The following is a 16,541-nucleotide window of genomic DNA, read 5'->3' as shown; positions in this document are numbered from 1 at the left end:
TTAATTAACACCTACAACTAAACGAAAACCATAAGTCCTGGTTGATGGCAATTGACCAGTTTCAAACCCTTGAACAATGTCTGAACCAGATAATGTTCCAAACTCAGGGTCGAATGCCGGCCATGGCGACCAAATAAATAAATTACGTCCGTAAAAGCTCAATTTTACACTAGATAATCCCAGTTTCCTTGCAAGGTCTGATTTAAGCGAGTAGCCTATCGTAGCCTCCCTAAATTTAACATAATCCGTTCTAAACACACTTCCCTCTGCTTGATCAGAGCCATAAAGTGAGGTGTAATAACTCTCAAAATTCGTCGCTATCACATCATTTTTACGGTACGTACCATCTGGGTTTTCGACTACCCCATCTCCCACTACTCCATTATATCTTCCCGGCAGCGTTATTTTAAGCTTCCCTAGCGCAGCCATTCTAGAGAACGTTAGCGAGTGGCCAACAGCTCCCAGTTGTGCATCAAACAACGCGTTTACATTAAAACGCTTATAAGTTATACCCGTTCCAAAACTGAATCTAAATTTAGGCATTGTATTTCCAAGATAAAGTAAGTCTGTTGAATTGGTTCTCGCATTTCCCGTGGTTGGGTCAAAAATAATCTGGCCGTCCGGAGAACGGAGATAGCCACGGCCGTAAAGATCACCCATACTGCCACCTACATTTGCAACTACTTGTCCACCTCCCAATGCGCCAGTCCGGAGTACTACCGAACTGTCCGCTAATTCCTTGATTTTGTTTCGGTTAGCTGTAAAAGTTCCCGTTAAGTTCCAACTAAATTCTTTCGCTTTTAGGACTGTTCCATTCACAGCGAGCTCCAAACCCTTGTTGTCAACTCTTCCGATATTAACTACTGCAACATTATATCCCGTTGCTCGATCAACTAACCTATTTAAAATCTGATTTTTAGTGCTTCCTGCATAGGCAGCTATATCAAAGCTTAATCTGTTATTAAAAAACTTAACTTCAGCTCCAACCTCTAAGGTTGTCGTTTTTAACGGTTTCAAATTCGGATTTGGCAAAACGTTTGGATTGGTCATCGCACTGTCTGGATAAATTCCATTGGATGCTAAGGTATAGTTGTAAGCTGTACGGTAAGGTGAAGTACCTCCGCTACCTACCTGCGATATGGATGCTCTTAATTTAGCAAAATTAATAGCTTTTGGCATTTGCCATAGATCTGACGGTACAAATGATACACTAGCAGACGGGTAGAAGAATCCAACATTATCCGTCCTCGTTGGCGTTGCCAAAGTACTGCTCCAATCTTGTCTCCCTGTTAAATCCAAATACAAGTAATTCTTGAAAGCAAATGACATCGCTCCATAGAAACTGTTAATACGGTATTGTGCCGTATCTGGCACAGAGATTAAAGGATTTGCATTATTATCCAACCTATAAATTCCCGGCTCTTTTAGACCATCCGCTCTTAGTTCGGCTTTATTATAGTGGTTTCTCATCTGGCTGCCCCCAGCAGTTGCTGACAGACTTAGATCTTTAGTGATTTTTTTGTCATACTTTAATAAGAAATCTGCATTTACTTCATATGAATTAATGTCCTGCTCACGGTAAGATCCTTGTGCAAATTTATTTCCTGAAGCATCAAATGGGCGCCTAGTATCGCGATTATCCTTATTATAATCTATAGACGACCGAAGCATCAAACTTAATTCATCTGTAAATTTATAGGTGGCTTGAATATTGCCTAAAACACCATTTCTTCGCTGCGAATTCAGATATTGTTCTGAAATTGCATAAGGGCTTTCTGGGTTCGTTGTGGTGATGTTCACAAATTGACGGTTTACCATCCCATTTACCCAATAGTCTCTGTACCAATCGGTATTAACATTGGGTTGGGCAAACATAAACCAATACATCAGTGATTGATTGCCATAACCCGTGGCTGGTAAATTATCACTAAATCGGTTATTATACCCAACTTTCAATGATAAACTCAGTTTATTAGTAAGGTTGGTGTTCGCGGAGAGAGATGCCGAAGTACGTTCTAAACCCGTATTAGGCACTATCCACTCATTTGTACCGTGACTAGCAGAAAAGCGTAGTGCGATCTTTTTAAATGTTCCGCCTAAACTTACTGAATTTGTTGTTTCTAAACCTGTTTTAAAAAACGCATCAATCGGATCTTCATAGGAAACCCATGGCATTCTCTCTAAACTCCGGCCTTTGAGAGCTGGATCGTATTGGAAGAAGTTCCCCCCTGAAGCGAACGGAGCACCCCAAGTTGCGCTGGTTCCGTTGGTACTTGCGCCATCATCGGTAGTACCATACGAAAAGTACGACACACCGAATTGTCCTTGTCCATATTCGCTCTGTCTGTCGGGACCACGGTTTACACTCTCCCATGCAGTATTTGATGTGAAAGTAATACCAAGCTTCCCTTTATTCTTGTTACCTGACTTGGTGGTAATTAAAATTGCACCATTAGCACCCCGCTGGCCATACAAGGCAGACGCTCCAGGGCCTTTTAGCACGGTAACATCTTGTATGTCGTCTGGGTTTAAATCGTTCAGGGCGCTGCCAAAATCGGCTGGCATAATATCACCAGAAGTTCCATAAACACCACCGCCTGTGGAAGCCGTACGTCTAGAACTGCTACTTGCCACTACACCGTCTATTACAATCAAAGCCTCGTTATCACCTGTCAAGTTATTCTCTCCACGCAGAATAATCTTGTTTGATCCAGCTGGGCCGCCGTTTCTGACAAGATTTAACCCCGCAACCTTTCCAGACAATGCATCGGTCCAGTTACTGGAAATCGCGTTGGTTAGCTGCGTGCTATCTATTTTTGTAACGGCATAACCCAATGATTTCTCCTCTCGCTTTATTCCTAATGCCGTAACAACAACTTCTTGCAGTCGACTGTTGGAGGCACTCATTCTCACCATCAGGTTGTCATTGGTTTGATTAGCGGTGTGCGTATATGTTGTATAGCCAATCATATTAACGCTAAAAGCTGTTCCTTTTGGCAATTTGATACTAAACATACCATCAGCATTGGTTAAGCCCAATACTTTGCGCTGTGCATCCACCAACGTTGCACCAGGAATGGCAGAATTGTCAGCTTCGTCAACAACTTTACCTTTTATAGTAACAATTTCTTGCGATTGGACAAGCATTGGCGGTGCGACAAAAGCCATTGCCGGCACTTCAAACAAAAATAAGGGTAAGGCTATAGCCGTGACCAACTTGGTCGCCCCAAGTATATACACTAAAGCCTTCCTTCTAAGATAATCTCTATTCATCACTTGATTTATTTTGGTTAGTTTCTTTTGTTTACTTACGTTTCGATTTATTTCATTTTTAACTAACGGGACAAATGTCTCTTTTCTACGTAAAGTTTATATTAAATCTCTATTAAGTTAAAATCTATTTATGCTACTCCCATAACTTCTTTTTGAGTTATTAAAACTTCATAAAGTAAATATGCGCTTGCTAAACGATTAAAAGCCCTGAGTTGATCATCAACCCAACCATCATCCTTTTTCAATTCATTTGCCATAATTTTTGCAACTGCAGGAGCCAATGCAATCGCGCCCTTTGCGTCTAAAAACAAGACCCTCATTCTTCTTGCTAAAACATCTTCTACCGTCCTTGCCATTTCGCTCCTTACCATCCATACTACTTCCGCTTGGTTAAACCTGTAAGCTGGGTGCAAAGGATTAGAAAGACCTGGATTTTCTTTCATTAGCTTCCGTATTTCATCAGCATCGCTACCGTAAATTGCCAGGTCGTCTTTAAGCCTTTGATTTTGGAAACCATGGATATGTACGTCCTGACTGACACATTTTTTGACCGCAAGCTGCCCAATCTCTATGGCTTTATCTAAGACATCCATAGCCATTTTTCTATAGGTGGTCCACTTACCGCCCGTAATCGTAATTAGGCCCGACTGGGCAACAATTAACTTATGGCTTCTTGAAATTTCTTTCGTGCTATTGGTATTTTTCCCTGGGGCAGCTAATGGGCGAAGGCCGGCAAATACAGAAAGTACATCGTGCTTTGTTGGCGTTTTGGTAAGATATTGCCCCGCCGTGGCTAGTATAAAATCTACTTCTTCTGCTAATGCAACCGGTTCCAAGCTATGTGCATTTAGTGGCGTATCAGTAGTTCCCACTAACACCTTTCCATGCCAAGGCACAGCAAACAAAACCCGGCCGTCAGTTGTTTTAGGAATCATCAAAGCCGCATCACCTTGCAAAAAAGACTGATCTAAAACAATATGTGCTCCCTGACTTGGCCTCACCAAAGGATCGCCAGAAGGCATATCCATCTTTAGGATCTCGTCAACAAATACTCCTGTAGCATTTACGATTGTTTTTGCATTTAACTTGTAAGACTTGCCGGTCTCAGCATCTTCAGCGATTACACCAGACACCTTGTCTCCAGTTTTTGTTAGGGAAGTAACTTTCATATAATTTAAAATTACTCCATTGTGCTCTGCTGCCGTTTGTGCTAAGTTAAGGGCTAATCTTGCATCATCAAATTGCCCGTCACTATAGCGCACCCCACCAATTAAGCCTTTTTCTTTAAGACCAGGTATCGCAGCAATTACTTTTTCCTTCTTAAGAAAAGATGATTTACCAAAACCACTTTTACCCGCCAGCATATCATAAAATGTTAATCCTAAAAGGTATTTATATTTGGAAAACCAAGAATAAATAGGAATAATAAATTCTTGATCCTTCACTAAATGAGGCGCATTCTTAAGCAACAAACCGCGCTCATGCAGTGCTTCATACACCAAAGCTATGTCGCCCTGAGCCAAATACCTCACGCCACCATGTACTAACTTTGTACTACGGCTTGAAGTGCCTTTAGCAAAGTCGGATTGTTCTAAAAGCAAGGTACTGAAGCCTCTGGTTGCAGAATCTACTGCTACACCCAGGCCTGTAGCCCCACCCCCGACAATAATTACATCCCAATCACTACGATTTGCTAGTTGATCTAAAAAAGTTTCCCTATTAAAAGCAATTCCGTTCATTAACTCTCTTTTTAAATGATCTTTCGATAACTTTCGTTTCGCGCTTAAATTATCATAAACGAAACTATACATAATTTTTTAAATAAAAAAGTATTCGTCTTATTATTTTTAATCTTCCTGGGATGTTTTATTTTATAAAATATATTTATCTTGAACGCCAGATTTAATCTTCATAAAATGATAGGCATTGCAGAGAGACATCAATATATCTTAAATAAGATTCAGCAACATGGAAGTTTGGATGTCCAGACCCTATGTAAAGAGCTTAAAGTTTCTTCTGTCACCATTCGGAAGGATTTAAAATTACTTGAAGACAAGTCTTTACTGTACAGAACGCATGGTGGGGCTACCTTAAACAACCCGTATATTGTGGATCGTCCTGTAAATGAAAAGGAGCTGCTCCAGGCGACAGAGAAAATGCAGATTGGGCAAGTTGCAGCTAAACTTGTAGAAGAGAACGACTCGATTATTATTGCTTCTGGCACAACAGTTTTAGCTTTTGCAAGAAACATCCAACCTGTTGAAACGCTCACAGTCGTAACAGCGTCCTTAAATGTTGCCCTGGAACTCGTCCACCAAACAAATGTTGAAGTTATCCAATTGGGGGGTGTATTAAGAAAAAGCTCCTCTTCCGTTACGGGTCCGTATGCGGAAGGAATGCTTATTGAATCTTATTGCAGCAAGTTGTTTCTAGGTGTGGACGGGATTGATTTAGAATTCGGTTTAACAACAACAAATGCCCTGGAAGCCCACCTTAACCGTCAAATGATTGCCGCTTCGCAAAAAATCATTGTACTTGCCGATTCTACCAAGTTCGGTAAACGTGGTTTTGGAAGAATTTGTGGTCTCGACAAAGTAGATCATATTATTACTGACAGGGGAATTTCTGAAGTAATGAGAAAAGGCTTAGAGAGTTTGGGGATTAAAATTTCGATTGTATAGTAAAACAATCTCTTAAATTCATTGTTAGCTTTTCATAACTCAAGTCTATGGATAGCATCAATAAACAACAACCCGAAAAAAATCATGAAGATCTTTCAGGCAGCGCAGCAGCAGAAAGAATAAAAGAAATAACCGAAAAGAATAGCAGTTGCTTCTTTTGCAGCAACATCAAAACAGGATTACCTCCTTCAACCCGGCCCATGTCTGTTCAAAAAGTCGATGAGGAAGGAAATTTTTGGTTTCTCAGCGCCAATGACAGCCACAAAAATGACGAAGTAGCCGTGGATCCTTTTGTACAACTATTGTTTCAAGGATCAAAACATTCGGATTTTCTGAGCATTTATGGTATAGCAACCATTTCAGAAGACCGAGCTAAAATTAAGGAGCTTTGGGAACCCCTATTAAAAGTCTGGTTCACAGAAGGCGAAGACGATCCGCGGATTTCAGTCATCAAAGTAGAGCCTACACAGGGATATTACTGGGACAATAAGCACGGTAACGCAATCGCTTTTGTAAAAATGATTGCCGGCGCAATTATCGGCAAAACATTAGACGATTCAATCGAAGGAAAACTAGACGTTTAAAAACTAGGCTTACGAAGTCTTAAGGTTTCGTAAGCCCAGTAAAATTATCTATCAATAGAGCCCATTACGCGTTGAGCAAAAGCATTTAAGGCATCTTTTTCTAAAACGCCGTCTTTAACTTTGGCATGAACCTCGAGTGCACCACAAATATTGGTGATCATCTCGCCTGCCACATCAATTTCGGTTTCGCTTACCCCTCTAAACTCACAAAACCCCTCTAATACGCTTAAGGTTGTTTCCAATTCTTCGGGCGTACTATTCTGAAATAATTGTCTAATTACCGGAATTTTCATGCTTATTTAATCTTGGTAAACAACTCATTCAACCCCTCAACCTTGTTGGTTTGAATTTGACCTACTAAAGCGCCATGCTCAAAAGCAGCAAAAGTTGGTAGATTATCTACATTTGCAAATTTTCTTGAGTTTGGATATTTTTCAGCATCTACCATTAAAAAGGCAACGCTTTCATTCTCCGTAGCTAATTTTTTAAACTTCGGCTTCATAATTCTACAATTCCCACACCATGAGGCTGAATACTGTACCATTACTTTGGTGTTGTCTTCCAAAAACTGTTGAAGGTTATCTTCTGATAATTCTAAAAACATCTTTTAACTTAGTTTAAATGAGCACTCAAATACTCTGCAACACTTTGTCTGTCAGCACTCATCGCAACTGCACCTTCTTCCCAATTCGCCGGACAAACCTCACCATGTTTTTGTACGTGGCTATAAGCATCGATTAAGCGTAAATATTCTTTAACATTTCTACCCAACGGCATATCGTTTACACTTTCGTGGAATACCTTACCCGTTTCGTCAATTAAATAGGTTGCGCGGTAAGAAACATTAGAACCTTCGAATGATTCATTTCCTTCTGCATCGTAATTAACCTCCTGATCCAAGATATCCAAAATGCTAGATAAATGTCTGTGTGTATCAGCTAACAGAGGATAGGTAACACCTTCAATCCCGCCATTATCTTTTGCCGTGTTTAACCAAGCAAAGTGAACTTCATTCGTATCACATGATGCGCCGACTACCATCGTATTTCTTTGTTCAAACTCTGGAAGGGCTGCTTGAAAAGCATGTAATTCTGTTGGACAAACAAAAGTGAAATCTTTCGGATACCAGAATAACAATACTTTAGTTTTCTTATTTACTGCTTCTTCAAAGATATTGATTTTCATATCATCGCCCATTTCAGATATTGCATCAATACTAACGTTAGGGAACTTTTTTCCTACAAATGCCATAATTATAATTTTTTTATTTATGGCGCAAAGGTACGGCTAATTGAAGTCAAAAACAACGAGGCTTAACTTATTGCCCATCTATAGTTTTTATGGGCTTATAGATAAAATCTATTTAAATAACCCAGAGTCATCAGCCCTGGGTTTATTGCCATGGAAATTAGCAAGCAAGTACCGTCATTGCGAGGCACGAAGCAATCTATCTCACAGATTGCTTCGTGCCTCGCAATGACGGATTCTCTCACACCCGAGACTATTTCTTCAGCGTTGTTTCAAACAGTTTAAAAATCCGTTTATACTCATCGGTCCAACTGCTTGGCTCAACAAAGCCATGATCTTCTACCGGGTACACGGCAAGCTCCCAATTATCTTTTCCCAGCTCGATAAAGCGTTGAGTAATACGCACAATATCTTGAAAATTTACATTTACATCAACCATACCGTGTGCCATTAATAAGTTCCCTTTTAACTTATCTGCGTAATAAATAGGGGAACTGCGCTTATAGGCAATCGGGTCGTTAACGGGCTCATTCAAAATATTGGAAGTGTATCCGTGATTATAATGCGCCCAATCAGTAACCGACCTTAAGGCCGCTCCAGCAGCAAAAACCTCTGGTTCTTTAAACATACCCATTAGAGTGATGAAACCACCGTAAGAGCCCCCGTACAAGCCTACATGTTTAGGATTAACGCCATATTTTTCCACTAGCATTTTAACACCGTCCACATTATCAGATAAATCTTTACCTCCCATATCGCGATAAATTCCCGTACGGTGATCTCTACCGTAGCCAGAGCTTGCGGTATAATCAATATCAATTACTGTATAGCCATTATCGGCCAACATGTTATTGAACATATATTCCCTAAAATACTGGCTCCACCAGAAATGTACATTTTGTAAATAACCTGCCCCGTGTACAAACACGACCGCTGGTTTATTAGGATGTGGGTTGGTAGCCGGATAAACCCGTGCATAAACATCCGCACCATGGCGATTCTTAAATGTAACCATATCCGGTTGACGCCATTTATAGGAATCAAATTCTGTTGAGGTAGACTTAGTTACCTGAACCGCTTTGGCTCCGGGCTTATTCGGTTGGATGTACAGTTCCCATGGCTTGTCCATATAAGAATAGTTAATCGCTAACCATTTCTCGTCGGGTGACATCGTAATCTCATTGCCCCCTTTCATCGAAGTTAATTGAACGAAATCTCCCCCTTCGATATTCATCTTATAAAAATGAGTAATACCTGGATGTTCCTTGTTGCCCGACAAATAAAATGTTTTCTTATCTTTAGATAATTGCAAGCTTTGTACTTCCCATTTACCCGAAGTTATTTGCTTTTTCTCACCAGTTGCAATATTACACACATATACATGAGAGTAGCCTGTCGCCTCACTTTGATAGTAAAACCGGTTTTGATCTATCCAGCCTAAACTTCTTCCACCAACTCCAGGTCCTCCAATCCAAGCCTCATCTCTTTGTCTATCTAATAAACTCACTTCGCCAGTAGCGGCATTAAGCTTTAATATCCACAAATCTTTGTTATCGGCTGCATCAGCTATTATAATCGCATTACTACCCCTTTCATTCCAAATTGGTCCTAAAAGGTTAACTTTTCTATCTTCATTTTTCTTTGCACGCTCCTCCAATTGTTTGGGATAATCTTTTACATAATCAGGCAGGTCTTTTATCCCAGGAATTTGGGCTGTGTGAATAACATATATACTATCCCTTTGCTGGTCGTAAATAAACGATTCGGATTTCGCTAGGGTTTCCCCAACCTTAGTTCTACCGGGTATATCTTCCGTGTAACCAGAAGCAGTTACATAATTAGGAACAATAATATTATGGTTAGTGGTTACCGGTGTTGTTAGGCGATAAGTAACAAATCTTCCATCCGGACTAACAATAATATTAGTTAATATTCTATCCTCCAAATAAATTGTTTTGATCATTTTTTGCGGTGTAAAGCTGGTATTGAAACCGCCTCTTCCACCTCCCCCAAACATACCGCTTCTTGTACCCGCTTTATTTCTTTTCTTAATGATATCGAACAACTCGGCTTGATCAGTCTTTAACCAGGAATCCTGAACACTTGCCATAGGCCTTTCGGGACTTGTCGGTCTTTTACCCCTTACAAAATTGGTTAATTGTTTAAGTTCGCTATTCGCAAGGTTAACCTGAAATACATTATCGCCACGTTGATAAACAATTTCATTATTAAATAAAAAGCGTGCTCCACTTTCTCTTTCTACCGTATTGGTTAATCTGGACTCTACCTTGGTTTTAAAATTATAAAAATAAATATCGCCGCCTTTCTCGTAAAGGCCTAAACTACGATCGTTGTTATAAGTATAATTATTTCCAATCTCCTGCGCCATGTTTTTATCATCAGCTAAAATTGGCTTCCCATTTACCACGCTAACGCTATAAGTCTGGTCTTTTTCTTTACTCTCTGGATTCCAGGTAAAGAAAACCGTTTTACTATCTGCAGACCATTTGTAATTCGTTGGCGCCACCCCCATCCATTTCGGATCACGCATTATTTTCTCAACTGTTAAAGGTGCAACTTGCTGCGCGTGCACAACTGTCGATAACAATAGGAGTGCTAATATATATTTCTTCATGATTCAATCTTTAAATCCTTCGCGATGCGTTGGACAACAAAATTAGTATTAGTTTGATTTACTTGCTGTTCCGCCTTTTTTACTAGTTACGTTTACCGTAAATTTTGCACCACCCTTTACCAACCAGCGAACAGTTACATAGCTATGTCCTGCAATATTGTCGACTTTGATATTTGCAGGGTCACCTTTTTGTTCGGTTGTAATTCCTAAGTCGCGGTTCATAACCGTCATTCCTGCAACTACAGTACCTCCAGATAGCGAAATGATATCGGGGGTCTCGATGTTGTTTTTAACATCCTGACTAGAATGCGTAGGAATCATTCTTTCGTTATTCACAATCGCAGTTACTTGAGTTAGGCCACCTCCAATATTAACCACCTCTATTTCTCCTACACTTAGTTTTGGTGTATTATATGCGTGGAAAACGCTAAAAGCCATATTGCGATGTGCGTCACTTTCTAACAAAAAGCCTGGATGTAAACGCGTATAAGTTTTCTTAAACCCACCAATTTCAATATCGCCGTAAGTTGGGTGTTTAAAGGGGTGCCATTCTACAAAAGCATCTTTCATTAAAAGGTCTTTATCGAATGTGTAAAGTTGATTTTGGCTGTCTTCTCCATCTTTTTTATTGTACATAGAGTAGCCGGTCCACAACTCATTAGAAAAGGTATAAATTCCTCTACCACCGTAAAACCAATCTAACTCGCCTCCAAAAACAGAGTATAAATCTTTATAAACCACCAAATATCGGTAGCCCGGCAACATTTCCTCACCTTTCTTTCCTAATGCATCATAAACGCGAACATCTTGCGCATTATATGTATCCAAATCTTCTAAGGCACCCGGTCCCCTTAAAATCATGCCTCCGTTATTGTGGTAAGATTGTGCCGCAGCAATATTTGGGTGTTTCATTACAAAATCAACAATAGCTCTATTTTCTGGGATAGAGAATGGGTATTTATAGGCTCCTCCCTGAATATAGTTTGGTTGCCAGTTCCATCCCCAATCACGGTTGGGATCATAAGCTCCTTCCCCGTCTTCATTTACAAAACCATCACCATCATTGTCGATCCCTTCCGACCCCAGTAGCTCGTATTCGCCTTTTTCTTCTCCGCCGACCATAATCATTCTACGGTTATCGCTTGGGTCGACCTTATAACGGCCATTAACATTTTTACGGCGCATCATCACAATGTGCCCGTCCCCATCTAAATCGTCAAAGCCATCTTCATTTGTTCCACCGTCTCTATCATTATCGATCGGAATTAAGCCTGTACGGGGCGAATGAGCAGTATTTGCCTGATGTATAAAATGATCCCGTGCGTCTGGGTTAATGGTTGGAGCAATGTAAAATGTTTTCTCTGCAAGTAAGGATTGGATTGCTTTATTACCTGCAGCGTGCATCTCTACTAAATACCATGCCGTATAGAGTGCAAACTCACTTCCCTGGATCTCGTTAGAGTGTATATTTCCATCAATATACATCGCTGGTTTTTTATCGGGATTTCCAACCTTGGCATCACTGATTGTCATCACCCAAAGGTCTTTCCCCTGAAACGATTTTCCCATCGCTTCAAGCTTTACCAAATTTGGATGGGCAGCGGCTAGCTTTTTACAGATATCCGTGATGGCAGCGTAATCGTTATAACGATTCCAACTTACTGTTACTTTCGGATTTGGCGGGGTACCTACTGCTGCCAAAAAATTCTCGGGTTTTTGAGCGCTTACAATTCCAGCGTAAAACATCATTACCGCCAGAAAAATAGTATGTTTAATATTCATTCTTGTACAGATTATAGCGTTACTTCAATAGATTTACTACCTGTAGTGGGGCTGCCAGCGTCGATTGTTATTTTGCCGTTCCCTTTGATTAGCCAGGTTAATTCTTTATACTCTTTTCCTTGAATACTCTCTATCGTTTGAGTTTTGCGTCCGCTAACCACAGATTGATTGGTATTTAGGTTCAGTTTTACCAAAATCTTTTTTAAGAAATAGCTTCGATCTCCAACTTTGGTGTAGGTGGGTAATTCTCCAGTATTCATCACCATTAAGGTAACACGGTTTAACCCATCTGCAACTTTTTCCATTTTAATATTTACCATGTCTAACTTTGGCGCCATCCCCGCAAGGGCAACTAAAAAATCAGTGTGTTTAGTTACAATGCCATCTACTAATTTGTACGGAGGATTAATCAATACAAATGGATCTAGCCCGCCTACCTCAACTGTCTCCCCTGGAAAATCAGGATGAGTTACCGCCTTCCATGGTGTAAATGTATTCGTAATTCCCTGGCCGGCAGCCCAACGTAAATAAGCCGCTACTACGTCATCATTGGTAAGTTTCTTCTCTTTACGAGCAGAATCAGGCGTTACTTTTGGCACCCACCATCCTGGGGTACTAAAACTTAAACGACCATAGTGAAAGTATCCCCACTGTGAAAAATCTCCACTTTCTCCTGGCGCTTTTGGTGCATCTTTTGTCTTAGTAATTTTATTATATCGATCAGACACCAACGTATTTGCTTTAACATCAGCGTCGTACCAACTCGTAATTACCCTTTTTGCTATACCACTCGGATTAAAAGTCACTGGCGTAGAAAGATTGTTCACTGGACCAAAAGTAACTACGGCATAAACGTTAAAAGCGTCAAAAAGAAAGTCGAATAATGCCCGATTCTCCTTTTCAGAAACAGCATACTCACCACTTCCTGGCGCAAACGCTTTAAAATTGAAACTTGAATTTTTGTTAAAGTGTATCCCGCCCTCCCCATCTTCATTAAAATTGCCATCTTTATCATTATCTAACCCTTCGGGCAATAAAATGTACTTTCCCGTCTCACCCTTTGTTGCGTCTGCTAATACAAGCGACCTTGGATCATCTGTATTAAGTTTATATTTTCCGGTAGGGTTTAAAATCCGCATCCAGGTAATCTTACCATTTCCATCTAAATCATCGGAGCCATCTTCATTTGTCTTTCCGTCGCGGTCATCATCTGTTTTATTTTCGTTACCACTACGCTCACTTTTTACTTTAGCAAAATACTGCTCAGTAGCATCCGGACTCATGTTCGGAAAAACATAAAAAGTTTGTTTAGCTAACAAATTTTTAACGGTATCTGTCCCAGAGCCCGCCAAAAGCTTTTCTGCGAAGCCGATTGCCATTTCTACACCGAGCAGATGCTTGCCTTCCACTCCGCCAACAACAGCAATAGCAGGCTTACCTTCTGTCTTTCCAGATCCGATGGTAAGCATCAGAATATCTTTTCCGCCTAGTGTTTGTGTGAGAGATTTAGATTTAACCCATTGTGGGTATTTCTGAACTAGCAACTTAACCCTTTGGGTTAAAATTGCATTTGTGCTATAATCCTGTTGGTTCTGAGCAAAAGACATTGCAGCAAAAAACAGAAGGAACAAGCTAAATAGGTAAAGTTTCTTCATTTTGTTTGGGTTTTATGTGCAATTTATATAAAAAAGCAATTACAACAACCTAAGCACATTAAGGTTTTACAAATGTTACTTTAACTACCAAATTCAAAATAGTAGTTACAAGATTCAAATCCTCATATACAACCAATAGCTTAAAGCCTTTACTTTGAAATCAGATAAACTCAAAGAATCCGATGCGTAGAACGATCACATTCGCTATTTTCTACTTTTCTATCGCTTTTTGTTACGCGCAAAAGCTGGAGATGACCCTTGACAAAGTCAACCCGATTATCGAAAGCGATCAGCATGGTGATTCTATCCGTAAATATTTCTCCCACACATTTTACAGTCGCAACGGCAAATTTTATAAGCAGAACAACTTATTGATTTCGGCTTTTTTCTCCAATAAACTGGCGGTAAATTATTACCATGTACTGGAAAAAATTCCTCAATTGAAAAGTTATTCTAATCAGAAATCAGAAACGTATATGCAAGCTAACAATAGCTATGCGGGAATATATGCTGTACCTATATTCGACTCTACCGGAATAATTATAACCGTAAATGGGATTAATGCAGAGAACACACAAAAATATCAGTTTCGGGTTTTAGAGAACAATAAGAAAGTTGTTTTGCCTTGGACAACGCCGAAATTATTTACCAAAGCGTATATAATGACTAAAATTGCGGACTCTACCAAAAGAGATGAAGTGACCGCTTACTTAGGTCAATTTAAAGGAGATTATGGCAAAGCTTTAACTTTTGAGGTAAGGCAAACAGATAATCCCGATAGCATTAAAGTGTCATTAACTGCCTATTGGGTAAAATGGCAACCTAAAGTAATTGGTGTGTTTACCTTTTCCCAGCTTCCCGATTTTTTAAGCATTTTTAAAAAGCAATGGAACGATCAAAGGGAGAATGGGAAATCTGTTGACTGGAGCAAAGACTCAACATTGCTCAAGTTGAATAAGGATTTTCGTCACAATGAGAACAATCTGATTTTTTATTTAGATGACATCATTAAGTCTAAAAACATTATTGAATACAATTTGGTAAAGGGCAGCGATAGTACGGGGTGGAAAGTAAATGATTTTGATTTTAACCTCGTGTGGCTCAAGAATCTTTCGCCTGGTAAATATGAACTGCTGATACGGTACAGTGTCCAAAGAATGCATATTTGCAAATATCCATTTACCATTTATCCGGCCTGGTATCAAACATTATGGGCCAAAACAGGTTTGAGCATCCTTGGACTGTTGGCTGTGGGCTTTTTGATACTTTTGTGGCGATCTAGAAAACAGGCAGAAAAGCTAAAAGCACAGGGCACATTAAGGCAGGTAGTGCAGACCGAACTTAAATCTATCCGTTCACAATTTAATCCACATTTTGTGTTTAATGCGTTGAGCTCTATACAGGGGCTTATCACAAAAAAAGATTCAGAAAATGCGTCCAAATACCTACTTGAATTTAGCAATTTAATGCGTGAATCGTTAAAAGCTACTCATAACGAGTTTGTAAGTATTTCTAGTGAAATAAGAATCTTAGAAAACTATCTAAATCTTGAAAAATTACGTTTCGGATTTAGCTATCAGATAGCTGTCAGTCGTGAGATAGACACGAATGCGATAGAAATTCCGAGTCTCTTCTTACAACCTTTAGTAGAGAATGCCGTAAAGCATGGTATATCATCCTTACAGGAACAAGGGAGATTAACCGTATCATTTGAAAAAGTGGGGAATGACATGCTTGTTCAGGTGATGGATAATGGCGAAGGTTTCAATCAAAAAGAATCTAACGGATTTGGCCTGCAGCTCACAAAGGAAAGGATAAAGCTGTTGAATCAAACGCTCAATGATCAGCAGATTGAATTTGCCACAAGACGCGTAGAAGACAAGACACAGATCACCATCCACTTCAAAAATTGGTTAATATGATAAGAGCCGTAATTATTGACGACGAAAAAAACAACATTGAAAACGTAGAAGGCTTACTATTGAAACATGAATTACCCGTAACGATTGTAGGTGTTGCAACGAATGCTGATGACGCAATTTCTTTGATTGTAGCAACCAATCCTGACCTACTATTTTTAGACATACAAATGCCGGGAAAAAATGGATTTGATGTGCTTAAGGCATTACCACACTATCATTTTGAGGTTATATTTGTTACTGCATTCGACCATTATGGTATACAGGCTGTAAAGTTCTCAGCTATAGACTATCTGCTTAAGCCAGTGAACCCTGATGAACTGAAAGCCTCAATCAGCAAGGTAGATGCAAAACTCAATCAAAGGAAACAGAACTTTCAGCTGGAAAATTTAATGGCCCTCATTCGAAACAAGGATGCTAAAAAAGAGCATAAGCTTGCGCTGGCCTCAATCAAAGAAATTAGGTTCGTGAATACTGGTGAAATAATCCGTTGTGAATCTTCCAATGCTTACACTCAATTCTATCTTACTGACGGAAAAAACATCATGGTATCAAAACCCATTTTCGAATATGAAGAACTGTTGACGAATTACGATTTTATCCGTTGTCATCAATCACATTTGGTGAATAGCAAGTTCATAAAGAGTTTAATCAAGGAAGATAGCGGCTATTTATTGTTGAACGACGATACGCGCATTCCTATTTCAAGAGGGAAAAAAGAAAATGTACTCAAAACATTACATACGTTAAAAAAATAAAATTAT

12 protein-coding genes are annotated in these 16,541 nt (G+C 39.6%); 4 read left to right on the top strand and 8 right to left on the bottom strand.

The window, feature by feature from the left end; translation table 11 throughout:
* A complete protein-coding gene (locus tag BM207_RS10305) occupies positions 1–3,273 on the bottom strand; it encodes a SusC/RagA family TonB-linked outer membrane protein (protein ID WP_245768075.1) in 3,273 nt (1,090 codons plus the stop codon).
* A 128-nt stretch (positions 3,274–3,401) separates the two neighbouring features.
* Positions 3,402–5,012, bottom strand: a complete 1,611-nt coding sequence (locus BM207_RS10300) for a glycerol-3-phosphate dehydrogenase/oxidase (protein ID WP_090993936.1) — start codon at positions 5,010–5,012, stop codon at positions 3,402–3,404.
* Positions 5,013–5,189: 177 nt separating this feature from the next.
* Between BM207_RS10300 and BM207_RS10295 the strand changes: the two genes are divergently transcribed.
* Complete coding sequence (locus tag BM207_RS10295) at positions 5,190–5,954, top strand: DeoR/GlpR family DNA-binding transcription regulator (protein ID WP_090993660.1); 765 nt, start codon at positions 5,190–5,192, stop codon at positions 5,952–5,954.
* 47 nt (positions 5,955–6,001) lie between these two features.
* Positions 6,002–6,538, top strand: coding sequence for a pyridoxamine 5'-phosphate oxidase family protein (locus tag BM207_RS10290; protein WP_090993657.1), 537 nt, complete (start codon positions 6,002–6,004; stop codon positions 6,536–6,538).
* 44 nt (positions 6,539–6,582) lie between these two features.
* Here BM207_RS10290 and BM207_RS10285 read toward each other — a convergent pair whose 3' ends face one another.
* The 6 genes from BM207_RS10285 to BM207_RS10260 all read right to left on the bottom strand — a co-directional run bounded on the left by BM207_RS10285 (position 6,583) and on the right by BM207_RS10260 (position 13,858).
* Positions 6,583–6,831 (bottom strand): DUF6952 family protein, encoded by a 249-nt coding sequence (locus BM207_RS10285; protein WP_090993656.1) that lies wholly within the window; start codon positions 6,829–6,831, stop codon positions 6,583–6,585.
* Positions 6,832–6,833: 2 nt separating this feature from the next.
* Positions 6,834–7,142, bottom strand: coding sequence for a thioredoxin family protein (locus BM207_RS10280; RefSeq protein ID WP_090993654.1), 309 nt, complete (start codon positions 7,140–7,142; stop codon positions 6,834–6,836).
* Between the two features lie 8 nt (positions 7,143–7,150).
* A complete protein-coding gene (locus BM207_RS10275) occupies positions 7,151–7,789 on the bottom strand; it encodes a peroxiredoxin (protein ID WP_090993652.1) in 639 nt (212 codons plus the stop codon).
* Positions 7,790–8,039: 250 nt separating this feature from the next.
* Positions 8,040–10,421: a S9 family peptidase gene (locus BM207_RS10270; protein WP_090993650.1), complete on the bottom strand. Its 2,382-nt coding sequence runs from the start codon at positions 10,419–10,421 to the stop codon at positions 8,040–8,042.
* Positions 10,422–10,469: 48 nt separating this feature from the next.
* Positions 10,470–12,203: a M14 family metallopeptidase gene (locus BM207_RS10265; protein WP_090993648.1), complete on the bottom strand. Its 1,734-nt coding sequence runs from the start codon at positions 12,201–12,203 to the stop codon at positions 10,470–10,472.
* A gap of 11 nt (positions 12,204–12,214) precedes the next feature.
* On the bottom strand, positions 12,215–13,858 hold the full coding sequence (locus BM207_RS10260; protein WP_090993646.1) for a M14 family metallopeptidase: 1,644 nt from the start codon (positions 13,856–13,858) through the stop codon (positions 12,215–12,217).
* Between the two features lie 182 nt (positions 13,859–14,040).
* Between BM207_RS10260 and BM207_RS10255 the strand changes: the two genes are divergently transcribed.
* Both BM207_RS10255 and BM207_RS10250 read left to right on the top strand, forming a co-directional pair.
* Positions 14,041–15,780 (top strand): sensor histidine kinase, encoded by a 1,740-nt coding sequence (locus BM207_RS10255; protein ID WP_090993643.1) that lies wholly within the window; start codon positions 14,041–14,043, stop codon positions 15,778–15,780.
* On the top strand, positions 15,777–16,535 hold the full coding sequence (locus tag BM207_RS10250; protein WP_090993641.1) for a LytR/AlgR family response regulator transcription factor: 759 nt from the start codon (positions 15,777–15,779) through the stop codon (positions 16,533–16,535). The genes BM207_RS10255 and BM207_RS10250 overlap by 4 nt, the downstream gene beginning before the upstream one ends.
* Positions 16,536–16,541 lie beyond the last annotated feature (6 nt).

The organism is Pedobacter insulae, assembly GCF_900113525.1.
Lineage (GTDB): Bacteria > Bacteroidota > Bacteroidia > Sphingobacteriales > Sphingobacteriaceae > Pedobacter > Pedobacter insulae.
Note: the sequence above shows the minus strand (reverse complement) of the source record. Positions and strands in the feature narration are given on the sequence as shown.

Excerpts from the sequence above, each read along its gene's own strand:
- BM207_RS10280 (WP_090993654.1), bottom strand. The coding sequence starts at position 7,142 with ATGTTTTTAGAATTATCAGAAGATAACCTTCAACAGTTTTTGGAAGAC.
- BM207_RS10290 (WP_090993657.1), top strand. The coding sequence starts at position 6,002 with ATGGATAGCATCAATAAACAACAACCCGAAAAAAATCATGAAGATCTT.
- BM207_RS10305 (WP_245768075.1), bottom strand. The coding sequence starts at position 3,273 with ATGAATAGAGATTATCTTAGAAGGAAGGCTTTAGTGTATATACTTGGG.
- BM207_RS10250 (WP_090993641.1), top strand. The coding sequence starts at position 15,777 with ATGATAAGAGCCGTAATTATTGACGACGAAAAAAACAACATTGAAAAC.
- BM207_RS10255 (WP_090993643.1), top strand. The coding sequence starts at position 14,041 with ATGCGTAGAACGATCACATTCGCTATTTTCTACTTTTCTATCGCTTTT.
- BM207_RS10275 (WP_090993652.1), bottom strand. The coding sequence starts at position 7,789 with ATGGCATTTGTAGGAAAAAAGTTCCCTAACGTTAGTATTGATGCAATA.
- BM207_RS10295 (WP_090993660.1), top strand. The coding sequence starts at position 5,190 with ATGATAGGCATTGCAGAGAGACATCAATATATCTTAAATAAGATTCAG.
- BM207_RS10260 (WP_090993646.1), bottom strand. The coding sequence starts at position 13,858 with ATGAAGAAACTTTACCTATTTAGCTTGTTCCTTCTGTTTTTTGCTGCA.
- BM207_RS10285 (WP_090993656.1), bottom strand. The coding sequence starts at position 6,831 with ATGAAAATTCCGGTAATTAGACAATTATTTCAGAATAGTACGCCCGAA.
- BM207_RS10270 (WP_090993650.1), bottom strand. The coding sequence starts at position 10,421 with ATGAAGAAATATATATTAGCACTCCTATTGTTATCGACAGTTGTGCAC.
- BM207_RS10265 (WP_090993648.1), bottom strand. The coding sequence starts at position 12,203 with ATGAATATTAAACATACTATTTTTCTGGCGGTAATGATGTTTTACGCT.
- BM207_RS10300 (WP_090993936.1), bottom strand. The coding sequence starts at position 5,012 with ATGAACGGAATTGCTTTTAATAGGGAAACTTTTTTAGATCAACTAGCA.